The organism is Arthrobacter sp. P4_F10 (assembly GCF_056401435.1).
Genome location: NZ_JBFUJJ010000056.1, coordinates 1 through 12,360, shown reverse-complemented (window position 1 = coordinate 12,360; position 12,360 = coordinate 1). Strand labels below are relative to the sequence as shown.

The window sequence follows — 12,360 nt, the reverse complement described above, 5'->3', positions numbered from 1 at the left end:
GCCCCTACATGCGCAGAAGTAGGAGCCTGTGGCCCATCGAGCATGATTTCGGGTTGTTTGTCGTATACGCCCTAGTGCTGAGCGCCTGGTTGATCGGTGCAGTTGTTTCCCTATCGATTGCTGTGTCCCAGGTGGTTGCTAGTTAGCATGCGCACAAAACTAGGATTGACCATCACGACCGCAGCCCACGAACTTGACCAATGGCCCTCCAAGATTTCCCTCCTGGAACGAGGCCTCCTCCGTAACGACGCCCTCGCCACGAACTACCGCAAGTGGCTGTCCGTGTATCACAACGACTAGGGCCTCAGATCAGTGCAGCGATGTCTTGGACTGCCTGCGTCAGTGCAGCCATGGATGACGAGCCGCCGTGACCTTCGTCCTCAATGACGATGAGTCGGCTTGACTCCCAACGCCGGTGCAAGTGCCACGCGGTGACGACAGGGCCGCTGATGTCCCGTCGGCCATGAATGAGGTAACCAGGGATGCCGTTGAGCTCGTGAATCCGCGGGAATGATCTCTTGTCCGTCTACTAGGAATCCGTCTTTGGCCCAGTAGTGCGTCACGAGAAGAGCGAACGTCGTGCGCTCTCGCTCGTCTTCAAAAAGTAGTCCAGGAAGCCAGCTGGGGTCCAACGAGATGTGCGTTGATTCCCACCGATCCCAAGACAGGGCAGCACGTCGGGCGTCCTCGCGATCCTGGCCTGCTAGCCGACGAGCGTAAGCCTCGATCACGCGTTCGCCCGGTTCCGCGTTGGCCGACTCTGCGAAGTCGGTCCACGCTTCGGGAAAGATGCGTCCGACGTCTTCTGTGATCCATTGGATCTCTGCCCGGCTGCTTGTTGTCACTGCGACCGGGCCCATCCAATACTCAAGCAACTCTCCATCGCCGGCACCTTCCGCAAGAAGAACGCCTAGGTTGGAAATCAATAGAAGCCCAAGCAGCCTGGGCACCGCCCTCCGCGCTTCGCGATCTATCAGTCGCGGCTCTTTCCCTCAGAGGGCGGCTCGAAGCGATGTTGAGATATTTATGGTTGAGGACATTCCAGAGTCGGCGAAAAGGTTGCCCGCGCTGGGCTTTGAACAGCGCCGGCTGACGCACATCAACTAATTTGACGGAAAATCTCAACAAGCAAGAGAAAAACTCATCCTCCGACGGAACTGTCAATTACAGAGGGGTTGCCTGACCACCGACTTGACACTAGTTGGCTACACACTTGACAGTTTCTTGCCAAGCCAGCGTGTGTAATAGTAGTGTTTGGGGCGTTAGAACAAGGTTCAAATTGTTCCGTAGTGTTCCCTTACAGGAACGCGAGTCCTCTACCGGTGACAGGTAGACGACGGAGACACGACCCCGCCAAGATCCTGAGGTATGAACTCAAGGTCACTTACGGCGGGGTCGAGCTTTTGTCGCCAGCAACAGGCACCTGACCTGCGGCTTAACTAAAGTCTAGCGACGTGCCACTACGTTCTCCCACCCCCGGCTTACACGGTTGTCATTCGCCGCGGCCCCCAGGCAGGCGCTCGTCACCCGAAAACCCCGGAATCATGCGGCAAACGCCTCCCAAACCTCTATCGATTAGAAGTCCGGGACGCAGACCGCTTTCGGGACGACGAGCTTCGATGCTTGAACGCCGCCCGTACCGGACCCGTCGAAACCTGAGCTGTGGTGACCCTGGTGGCCGTTGCCACTATTGCTGGGGCAGTCGAAGCAGCACGCCGATCCTCCGATGGGATGCCGTCCCCTGTGTGCTGAGGACCTTTTTCGGAGAAGGCGACTAGCCCTGTGCGTCAGCAGGGTATTGCTTCGAGTCGAAAACGGAGGCGGGTGACGAAGCCAGCAAGGTCACTGCCGCGTCTTCCCATCGTTCAGTGTCAACATTCCACTCGTGCGAATGGCCAGCAGTGTCGAAGGAAACGATGTGGACTACATCTGGACGAAGATCGGCGACTTGCTGTGACACACGAAAGGGCGTCGAGGGATCCTGTTGTCCGTGCAGCACCAGTGTGCGCTTATTGATCTCCGAAGCTCGGCTCATCCAATCCAACTGGGCGAGGTCTATGGGATCCTGCAATCCCGTCACCCACCGCATTTTCGGCGATTGCAGGACGCGGAGACCGAGGGCTGTAATCGGGCGTGGAAGCCCGCTGGCGCTGGCGTTCTCGACTAGAGTCGTGGTCCAGTCCATTACAGGCGCATCGAGAACCAACCCGACTATGCGGTCCGAATGGGCAGACAAATCCGCAAGACGCAGGGCAATGGACGCGCCAAGGGACCAGCCGAAAAGGACTATCTGCTCCGCCCCGTTATCGACGGCATACTGCACAGCCGCGTCCACGTCGAGCCACTCTGACTGCCCGAGAGTGTAGCGGCCATCAACTGCCGGCGGTGCCTCCCCATCGTTGCGGAACGAAACGACCAACGAGGTGAAGCCCATTCGCACGGCCACCGGCACACCCCGAAGAGCCCCGCCCCTTTTGCCGCCCATTCCGTGGATGTGGATGGCCCAGGCATTTGGCCCTTCCGACGCCTCCGCCGGGTCAAACTTCCAAGCCGGCGCTATGCCGCCTTCCACCGGTATCTCGGCTTCAGAAAAGGGCAGCCCGAGTTGTTCCGGCTTCGAAAAGACGTAGGCACTCCAGATCCCTGCCTTTGCGGCACGAAGATCACCGGAGTCGACCCGCTCCACGACTCGAGTGACACTGCCGGCGCCAGGATCGTCCGCGACTACTGGTCCTACGCAGGCATGCCCGGAGCCCGTGGCGAACCAAATGCTGTACCGGCCCGGCGCTGTTGTCTGTGACGAGGCTGGAAGTTCTACGAACAATTCGCCGTCATTTCCGTCAAACACCCGTCGGATAGGAAGGTCCTCCTTCCGCGTGGTCTTAGGCACGACAACCTGACGTGCGAAGTAGGCAGCGCCGAGAAATGCAACCGAGGCGCCGACTACCCCTACTACCCCAAGCCCTATAAGGAACCTACGAACCGCCGTCGTCGCCCCCACCTCCCAATCGTTCGTCGATGACTTTCCGGAGCCGCACCAGGGTTGCAGGTGAAATGCCCTGCAGCTGCCTTGCGGCAAAGTTTCGGACACGGGCTTCCCGCATTGTGCGTAGGAGTTGCAACTGGGCATCCACCAGATCGGGAACCTCGTCGGTGTCGCCCAGCAGGTAGTTGGATTCGACGCCGAAGAACTCCGCGAGATTCCTCAGCAGAGCCGCGTCGGTCGCCAGTGAACTGTCACCACTGCGCATGTAGGCCCACCGCGAGCGCGACAAGGGCGTCCCGCGCTGAGCCATGTGGTGGCTGATCTGCGGATAGGTCAAAGGCTCTGAACCTTGGGCCTCATACAAATCAAGCAGGAGGTTGAGCTTGCGAGCGAGTTTGGCTTGGGGCGTCTCGAGTGGCTCGCCAGCTGTGTCCGTCACGAAGTGCGGTCCCCCTTTCGATGTCCCCCAGCTGCCTTCCATGCGGACGCGAGCTTTGGCGAACCGCCAAATATTCCTCCACTCGCGCCAACACCTGAATTTCCCGATCGTTCAATAACTTAGCAAGTGATGGATCAACGAGCAGGGCGTCCTGGGTCTCCACGAGCATCCTATGCAGACGCCACCTCGCGGAGTCACGCTGATCGGCAACAATTGCGCCAGATTCAAGCCGAAGCTCCATCCGAGTCCCAGTGGTCTTTTCCCAGATTTCAGTGAGGCAACTGACCAGGAAGGGTTCTGTTCTCGCTTGGCTCCTTCGCCCAATACGGCGCGCAACCGGCGGTAGTGCCAGGCCCGCGCACAGAAAGATCATGGCTCCCAGCACTGCTCCGTCGTAGAAGGCTGAGAGGGCACTCATGGAGTCCAGGTCGCCAAGCAGATGGAACATGTCCATCCCAAGCACGGCCAAGACCAGAACGATCGCCAGCGCGCAACCCACACCGATCAGTGTGAACGCAATCCGGAAGTAAGGCCTGGTCATGTCTCCACGGAACCTGAAGCACGTGTAGCCCGTGACACCGACGACTACTCCGATGTACACAAACTGCACCGCAGAGTAGGCAGCCGCAGACCATTGGTCGCCATAAGCCCTCATGAAGCTCGTCGATGTTCGGGCAGCATCGATCAAACTAAAACTGACAACGAGGGCCGCCACCACAACACCAAGGACTGCCAGACCGAAATTGTGCGAAAGTGCAGGCGCTTCGCTCGGGTCAGCAGCGCGGAGAATCGCCCTCGACAGGAAGTAGATACCCACCACCATTAGGATGTTCGAACAAAGATCCAGGACGTTGCGGCCACCCAATACCGCATCCCCAACCAAGTACACGGGATCGATGTTCAATGTCAGCGCGGAAGCTATCGTCACAGCGGCAACGACTATGCTGTGGTCCGTTCGCCGGCTGATCCCAGGCAAGAGGCACAGAACCAGTCCCCAAATGACGCCGGCGGCGATGACCTGGATCATCCGAATACTCTTTCGAACGATCGAGGTTCCTGAGCGCTATCCCGAATGGCGGCGGCAAATAGATCGGCGAGAGTCTCTGCGGCCGCCTCAATCTGATCGACAAAGCTGCTCCGCATGAGGACTCGCCGCACCATCTGACCCGGAAGGTTGGGAAAGACGCTACGCGCGTAGTCGACGGGCACGCCCACCTCATCGTGGCGCAGAACCATGTGGCCCAGCTCGTGGAGAACGAATTGCTGGCGGTGCAACGCGGAACCAGTGGCTGCGTGGAGAATGATTTCTTTCGTGTCCGTAGACAGCCAAAGCCCGCAGACAGATCCCCCGTTGAGGCCATCCGCGACGTCGATCTCAATGGGGCGACTGCGGAGAGATTCCACGACTGAAACTAGCCGTTCGAGGGTCAGATGGATTGGAAGCCGAAGGGAGCTGAACGCCTGCGCCGCACAATCCGCGGGCGTTGAGCCTATGTCGAATGAAGGATTTTCCATTTGCATCCCATCCTTGCAGCGGCCGGCCAACCATAGCCTCCGCCCGGCGTTTATGGGCCATTCCCCTGGCAGAAGCAGCCCGACGACTAGCCACTATTGAACCGCGCTTGCTCTGGACATGTCCAGAGCAAGCGCGCACTACATCTCGATGGACTAGAGCTGGAGCCCCTGCGCAGATTGCCCTGCTCCCGTCGGAACTGACGAATGTCCCAGCGGAGCAGCTCCCCAGTCCTGAGCAGGACCTAAGTCGCGCTGAGCAGGACCCGCAGGACCCGTGGGGCCTGCAAACACGTCGGCGCTCGCCTTGGGCGTCCGCTGAAATGCGACCGTCCCATAGCGAAGGTCGGGTCCCACGGTGTCAGCGACGATGCGATGCGCCTCGTGCTGCACCCCGTCCTTGTCGTAGTGGCGGAATTCCATCTCCCCGCCGATAGCAACCGGGTCCCCCTTCTTCAGGGAGTTGGCCACATTCTCTGCCAACGCACGGAATGCCGACACATTGTGGAAGAGCGGTTCTCCGTCTCGCCAGGAGCCGTCAGCATTTTGCAGTCGCTGATTGACGGCCACGCGTAGTTTCGCGTGGGCTACCCCTGATTCGCCGTAGGTGAGTTCCGGATCGGCGACGAGGTTGCCGGAAATGGATACCGGGATTCTAGTGCCCATTATTGGTGCCTACCTTTCTCGATTCCAACCGGCCAGTCCGACTGGAAATCTAGGGGATCATGTAGTGCGAAGGCCTGCGGAGGCGGGGCTCGGCGTTACAGCAATCGGACGGGAATCGAGTCCGGCATCCACGAGGGATGACTGAAGCGCCGTCAGCTTTCCACCCGCTCCAGCAGGATGAGTGATCTCAAGAATGTCGCGGCAGGTTGCAGTCACCCGGCCGAGAGTCGACCGAGCGACCTCCAACCGCGTCAAGTGGCCAGCCGTCTCCTCGGTTCCGGATCTCCCGGCCCGTTCAACGTCGATGACCCTGTCGGCCCATCCGGCTAGATAGCTCGATGACTGCGGCCCACGGTCGATGCCGTGGGCCCGCAGGACGGTGTATGCCACGGACTCGGCCTCTACCTCGGCCAGTCCACGGTGCTGCAGCCCGCTGCCATACAGCTTTCCAACCTTGTCGTCGGGGCCGTGGAGGTACACGTGTCCAAGTTCATGCGCCAAGACGGCCGCGGCGTCCTCTCGGCCAAGCCAAGCACCGACCTGGACCCGGCGATCCACAAAATCGGCGTACCCGCTCGACATGGACCGCTGGCTGTCCGAAACATCTACGGTGAACCGGCGGCGTTCAGCAGCCTGAACCAGGGCCTCCCAGAGTCCCGCAGGAATATCCGCCATTCCGACGCCGGGACGCGGCACATAGATGGGCTCGCCTTCCGTCTGGGAGACATCAAAGACCGCCTGGCCCCGCCAGCCGACGATCTTCCTATCAGTCCCGGGATCGGCTGCGGACAGCTCTGCTCCCCTGCCGTCACCCTTGTCCCCCATAGTCGCTTCCGATGGCTGGGAGTCTTTGCGTGCGGTTCGTGGAGCCAGCACCCACAGCGCGTGCTCCCCTTTGACCACTGTGCGGCCATGCCGCTGCCACTCGCGGTACCCGGCCACCAATGTCGGCGGCTGCAGCCCGAGCATTTCCCGTTGCGCCATCAGGAGGGCCACATTCCCGCCGGAGTACCGCCACAGCGTGGCCGACGTGTCCAAGAGTTGATGCCAGCGGCCAGGCGATGAAATCGCACCTTCCAGAACGGCATGCAACTGGTCTGTTAGTTGAACGATGCGGGCCTCGGGGCTCATTCCCACACCCGGGCGAGAGCGCCCAAGGATCGGCTCGCCGTCAAGCGCGGCATCTTTATCAGGGGCCACGACAGCCACCTCCGTTGCTTCTTAGTCTGTGTCCGCCCCTGCTAAGGCCGGACACCTATCCATGCGTCGCACCCGGGCTGATGACATGATCTGAAGGCTCAGTACGTATTTGGTGCGGTTCGGCACTCCAAGAGAGGAACTCAGAACCGAGCTCAGGCATCACCCGAGGACTGAGCTCCCGGTGGGCCTGGAGCCCGACACAACCAATCGCCTTGGTATGGGTCCGGAGGCGCTCGACCGCTATGGGGATTCGTTCGTGGAACCCCAGCGGCCCGTACCCTGAGTCCGCCTCCCCAAAGGAAGCCAGTTCCGCTCGCTGCAGGGCGTAAAGTTCGGCAACTAGTTCGGAATGCCTCCACCAGCAGTCCGGCACCACCGACGTCGACAACCGGTACGTGGAGACGAACCATCGCACCCAGCGGTCCAACTCCAGCCACGCCGTCCTGACCGTGTGCGGATCAAGGTCACGCCACCTGTACGTTGGCGTAGTTGACGCCCGGGCTGCCGGCTCAAGTTCGTCAAAGAGCAGGGCCAGCGGGTCACCGTCCTCGTCAAACTGTCCCATCGGGATCCTTCTCAACAGGCGCGAGATGAGCGGCATGGCCCAAGGCCAGAGCTTCCTCAGCCTCCCGCTTGAACCGTCCCAAGTCTGCCGCGTCTTTCCGTTGATGCCAGCCGCGCAAATCCAGGAGGATGGGCCTCGTTCGACGCCCCAACATCAGGGCAGTACCGGGTGGGAGACGGCGGATCTCGTGCAGCGCGATGACAGGCAAGTCCCGGATTTGCTCACCAGTCTGCCGTCCTTGAGAGGACCAGGACCGGGTTCTGTAAGTGAATTGCCGATCCCCGATCAGCGCGGCAAGATCCCGCAGGTCGCGCTCGTCGGATCCACCGCCGAAAATGACCTTGATGATGGCCGATTCCCAGATGGTGGAGGCTTCCTCGATGGACCAGCCCGAACGTGCTTGGGACAGCGACTGGAGAACAACCATCGTGGAGATTCCGATTCCGCCTCCGTCCGACAAAGTCACCGGCAGGCCTGGCCAAGGCGAGAGGTTCGCGATCTCATCGAGGATGAGCGATAGGGGTGGATCGAGTCTGCCGCCGGCAGCCGTGAAGGCCATTTCTCGAGCTGTTGCGTCAATGTCGTCTATGAGGGCGGACAGATACGGACCTGCGGCGGCCGCTCCGGACTTGGTGCCGATCAGGTAGAGGGTGCCGCGCTCGCGGATGAATGTCCGGGGATCGAAATCGTCCTCCGGATGTGTCGGATCCAGGGCAGCGAGCACCTTCGGGGACGATAGCGGCGCCACTGCAGCAGAGACCCCGATCCAGGAATTCGACGTATTCCGCGGGTCGTCCTCGAGAATGCCCATGAGGTCGGACTGCCAGCCCAATGCTGCCGTCGGGCTCTGAAGGACTTCCAATGCCTCCGCAGCGAGCACCGGGTTGGAGGACCACCGGCGGAAGGCCCTGATTCCCTCGCCGGAGAGAGCCGCCGCGTGCAGAAGGGTCTGCAGGACGATCTGGGCACGCTTTTGCCAGGCGGCGTTCTCGCCCGTCATCTGAGTGTCTGCCGAGATCACCAACGCTCGCCGGACAGCAATGTCAGGGTCCTCGCAACCACGGACCGGCGACCATCGCAGAGTCGAGCCCAGCCCTGACATCCCCTGAGGATCGAAGACGGTAACGGGGCGCCCTCCACTTGCGCGGGCTTTCATGGTGATGGAGAGGTTGTCAGCGCGCGTTGACGTTGTGACCACGGCGCCGGGCGCATCGAGAATGGCGTTGACCACCACGAAGAGGCCTTTACCGGAACGCGGCGCGCCTTGGATAACCATTGACTCCTCGGTGGAGACATTGATCTTTACGCCACGCGATGTCCCGAGAGTCCACGACACGTCTGCCAGCCGCAGCTGTTGCAAACCGGGCCTCGTCACGTGTCCCCGTCGCAGCGCGGCCCGCCGCCCAAACTCCCGAACGATCTCGGCCCGCTTCGCGATCCCGTCTCGGCCTAGGATTTCCAACCGAAGCCATGCGCCCGACTGCCGCCAGCTGCGCCAAACAAACAAGAGAGCGACGGCACACGCCACCAAGACGGCGAGCGCCGCACACACCAGCAACCGGACGAGGAAGATGTCGATCGCGCAGCCGTCCGGTATTCGGCCAATGGCGCCCACGTCGCCCGTGACCAGTCCGACGACGGCGAACGGACCGTGAAAGGTCACCATCCCTCTCCCGCATTGCCACTGCGCCACGAGGCTCGTAGCCGACTCTGCCACCGCGCAGGTAGCGACGTAGCCGGCTAAAAAGAGGAGTCCTAAGTTGAGGAGCAGGTTCTCGTCGTGATGACTGGATTTCATTCCAGCATCCTGTGGTCCGTAGTGAACACTTCAAGCTCGTCTGTGGTCACACGGTTTGCGACGATGAAGGACCGGCTTCCCACCTTCCACAGACCGACGCCCTTCGGGAGGTTTTCGACTTGTTGGCATTCGGCGGCGGTGAGACCGAGCGCCTGCTTTGTCAGGCTCATGGAGTCATGTTTCTGCCGGTAGATGATTCGCGTGTCTGCTTCGGTGAGCAGGCCCAGGGCCTTTTGGCGGTGCCCGCTGGAGCTGTCACCTATTTCATTAAGGTCGGCCACTTTGTGCATGATTAGCAGATTGGCGATGCCATAGGTCCGCGCCAGCCGCCATTGCTCGCTCATCTTGACCAACATGAACGGGTCCGCCAGCATTCGCCAGCCCTCGTCGTACACAACGATCCGCTTGCCGCCATCCGGATTGGTGATGGCCGCCTCGAGCCAGGTGGCGCTGCAGGCAGCAGCGAGCGAGAGCGCCTGCTCGGAGGCTCCTATGAGCGCCGAGGTGTCCATCACCATCATCGGAGCATCGGCGTCGAACTTAACCGTTGAAGGGGCATCGAACATTCCTTCGAGGTCCCCGGACACGGTGCGCCGAAGCGAGTGCGCAACTGATGTGCCGCCGTCGGGCCCTACCAGCTTTCGCGTTTCCGGTGCAGGATCCAGCAGGCGGTCCAGCACCATGGGAAGCGTAGGAGTCGCGTTGGCGGCTACAGCTTCGGTCAATGCCATGTCCAGCGCGGTGTGTTCGACCGGCAGCATGGGCTCACCCTGGCGCATGAGTGACACGAGGGCCACTAGGAGTTGCCGGCGCCGCTGCCTGACGACGGCGTGCCACTGGGCGTTGGACAGATCGCTCGCCCGTGGTCCGGCGTCTAGCGGGTTAACGCGTGTCCGGCGCCCGGGTCCAACGGAAATCACCTTGCCGCCGACAGCCTGGGCAACTCGGACCCACTCCCCTTTCGGATCCGAGGCAACAGCAGCCTTACGGCCCAGCGTGATCGAGCGGGCCACAAGCGACTTGCCGCACATCGACTTGCCCGTCCCCACGGTGCCGATCACAACGATGGACGGTCCACTGATCACTCCCCGGTCGTAGAGAATCCACGGGTCATAGGAGAATGCGCCGGAACCGAAGACGTCGGAGCCGATGTAGGTCCCTTCGTGTCCGAGTCCCGACTCAGTGAGAAACGGATAGGCGGCCGCAAACGTCATTGTTGACGCGCGGTGCGGAGACGGTTCAAGTCGATGCTGACCGGCCATCTCGTGCGGACCACGACGACGATTCCCGGATTGCGCATTCAACCCGCCGTCAGCTGGTTCGTCCGTCAGCCGGTTCCAGATTTGTTGCAGGGCGCCGTCGTCATGTCCCTGGCCCCGGCGCCGTTTCCGGCGAGCACTCCGCGTTTCACCGGCAGACACGAACTCAACGCTTTTGATCGGCGGCTTCACTTGAGTCCCCTGCCCAGGGGCAGCGCGCCCGCGACGAACGCCGCCCACTGTTGTCCCACCACTAGCCGAACGTCGACAAATGCGCTCGCAGCAGCGGACTCCAGTTCCTGCCGGCATCTTGACAGTTCCTCCAGCGTCGCGGCGGTGATGGTCACATAGGCGGCCTGGCGAACATCTCCGTGGCCGGCAACGATCTCTTCCTCCCGCTGCTGAACTTCCTGTTCCTCGGCGAGCTGTTCACGCGTTGTTGGGCGGTCGAACTTGGCGTTGATCCGGCGCCTGGTCTCGTGGGCTTCCTGCGCGGACCGGATGTCCTTCAAAGCCCGGTCGGTGGGAACGGCCCTGAGGACCTGCGTAATGGTGTGACGGAAGCCGCCGACATAGACKAGCGGATGAAGGAAGCCCGGAAAGACCTTTTGCCGCGGCCATCCTGCAACCCAGAAAGTTTGGTGGAAACCGGTGTCAGTTCGAAGATGGGTCCAGTGTTCCTCCATACCCATTGGTCCGGCCTGGGCGGGGTCCATACCCCTGACGTCGCCTTTTCGCTGCCCAATTGCCAAGAGTGAAGACGGGTCAAACGCTCCCCTGAGGACTTCCGCGAATTGTCTGTCCGAGAGCCATTCTTCGACTTTCACTCCGTGCGTGTTGAGTCCGGTCGCCAGCGCCTCAAGTTCTGATCGCAAAGTCTGCTCGGTCCCGCTAACGCCACCTCCAGCGTCACGGATCCTCCGGCGAGCGCGAGCGGTGTCGAGTACGAGCGTCACAAGGATGTCGTGGCTGCTCGCAGCCCCGGCTGCCGAGACGAGATCCTTGTACGAGCGGTCTCCCCACTCGGTGCTGGCGGAAGACGATTTACGTACCGCCACCCGCCGGCTGTAGTACTCCTCTAAAGCCGAGGCGGGGAACTGGACCGTGTAATCCTGAATCGCGATCCGGGCAACACCCGGACGTTTGGCAAGGTTGGCTTGCACGCGGGACCATTCCTGGACGGCATATGCCTTGTCTTCGTCTTCCAGCAACGCAAAGGCAGTCGCCCGGCACCTGATGACAGCGAATGCCTCCCGCGCCTCGCTGTCGACGACGAAGCACCAACCTTGGGCTGTCTTATGGATGGTCAATGAAGATAGACCGCCCGGGAGGACCAGCGACCCCGTAGCCACAGGCTTCTCGGTGGTCGCCAGAAAAGTGGTTTGGTGGGTTGCTATGCGGCCCACGAATCGAGCAGTGGTCAGGATCCACACCGGGTACGGGATCCTGTCGTACTGCATGAAACCCAGGAACAGCAGGGAGAGCCAGAGTGGACTCGTCCAAAACAGCCGGTGAGCTCCTCCCGAAGCAGACGCCAAGCATGCCGCGAGAACGCCGGCGCCCGCGAGCGCCAACTGATACCACTGCAGCCCGAGCAGCACTCCGTGCCGTTCTTGCCGCGGAAAGCTGACAGGACTCAGGGCCCTACTTTCGTCAGTCATTGTGACCTCCAATCTGTGGTGGGATCACCGTCGTCGGCGTCTCAGGTTTCTGTACGGGCGCCTTTGGCCCGGGATGGGCAGGGCGCGGCTTGGCTGGGAAGCGTTTGGCGGTGCCGGGCTCGTGCTTAGGAGTCGGCCCGCGGGTTGCAGCTCGGCTGGCATTGGATCCGACGTCAGCTCGCTCTGCGGAATGGGGCGTTGTCGTCCCGGAGCTTGAAGACCCCGAGACCAGTTCCAGCGGTGCCGACCCGATGGCCGCCGAGCCTCCCTGACC

General features: G+C 61.5%; 10 protein-coding genes. 1 reads left to right on the top strand and 9 read right to left on the bottom strand.

The genetic code is table 11. The features are described 5' to 3' along the window. Window positions 1–165 precede the first annotated feature (165 nt). On the top strand, window positions 166–300 hold the full coding sequence (locus tag AC1DR1_RS22035) for a hypothetical protein (protein WP_476993334.1): 135 nt from the start codon (window positions 166–168) through the stop codon (window positions 298–300). 1,474 nt (window positions 301–1,774) lie between these two features. On the opposite strand, the gene AC1DR1_RS22030 is transcribed toward AC1DR1_RS22035, so the two are convergent. From AC1DR1_RS22030 to AC1DR1_RS21990, 9 genes are all read right to left on the bottom strand, one after another. Beyond that, entirely contained in the window at window positions 1,775–2,686 is a 912-nt protein-coding gene (locus tag AC1DR1_RS22030; RefSeq protein WP_476993333.1) for an alpha/beta hydrolase family protein, read from the bottom strand. A gap of 289 nt (window positions 2,687–2,975) precedes the next feature. Beyond that, window positions 2,976–3,323: a hypothetical protein gene (locus AC1DR1_RS22025; protein WP_476993332.1), complete on the bottom strand. Its 348-nt coding sequence runs from the start codon at window positions 3,321–3,323 to the stop codon at window positions 2,976–2,978. Between the two features lie 28 nt (window positions 3,324–3,351). Then, window positions 3,352–4,452, bottom strand: coding sequence for a hypothetical protein (locus tag AC1DR1_RS22020; protein ID WP_476993331.1), 1,101 nt, complete (start codon window positions 4,450–4,452; stop codon window positions 3,352–3,354). Next, window positions 4,449–4,940, bottom strand: coding sequence for a hypothetical protein (locus AC1DR1_RS22015; protein WP_476993330.1), 492 nt, complete (start codon window positions 4,938–4,940; stop codon window positions 4,449–4,451). Before AC1DR1_RS22015 ends, AC1DR1_RS22020 begins: the two co-directional genes overlap by 4 nt. Window positions 4,941–5,093: 153 nt before the next feature. Next, complete coding sequence (locus AC1DR1_RS22010; RefSeq protein ID WP_476993329.1) at window positions 5,094–5,603, bottom strand: single-stranded DNA-binding protein; 510 nt, start codon at window positions 5,601–5,603, stop codon at window positions 5,094–5,096. A gap of 57 nt (window positions 5,604–5,660) precedes the next feature. Continuing rightward, entirely contained in the window at window positions 5,661–6,803 is a 1,143-nt protein-coding gene (locus tag AC1DR1_RS22005) for an ArdC-like ssDNA-binding domain-containing protein (protein WP_476993328.1), read from the bottom strand. Window positions 6,804–7,354: 551 nt separating this feature from the next. Beyond that, entirely contained in the window at window positions 7,355–9,166 is a 1,812-nt protein-coding gene (locus AC1DR1_RS22000; protein WP_476993327.1) for a type IV secretory system conjugative DNA transfer family protein, read from the bottom strand. Then, window positions 9,163–10,380, bottom strand: a complete 1,218-nt coding sequence (locus AC1DR1_RS21995) for an ATP-binding protein (protein ID WP_476993326.1) — start codon at window positions 10,378–10,380, stop codon at window positions 9,163–9,165. The genes AC1DR1_RS22000 and AC1DR1_RS21995 overlap by 4 nt, the downstream gene beginning before the upstream one ends. A gap of 233 nt (window positions 10,381–10,613) precedes the next feature. Then, window positions 10,614–12,086, bottom strand: coding sequence for an SCO6880 family protein (locus AC1DR1_RS21990; protein WP_476993335.1), 1,473 nt, complete (start codon window positions 12,084–12,086; stop codon window positions 10,614–10,616). Window positions 12,087–12,360: the final 274 nt, after the last annotated feature.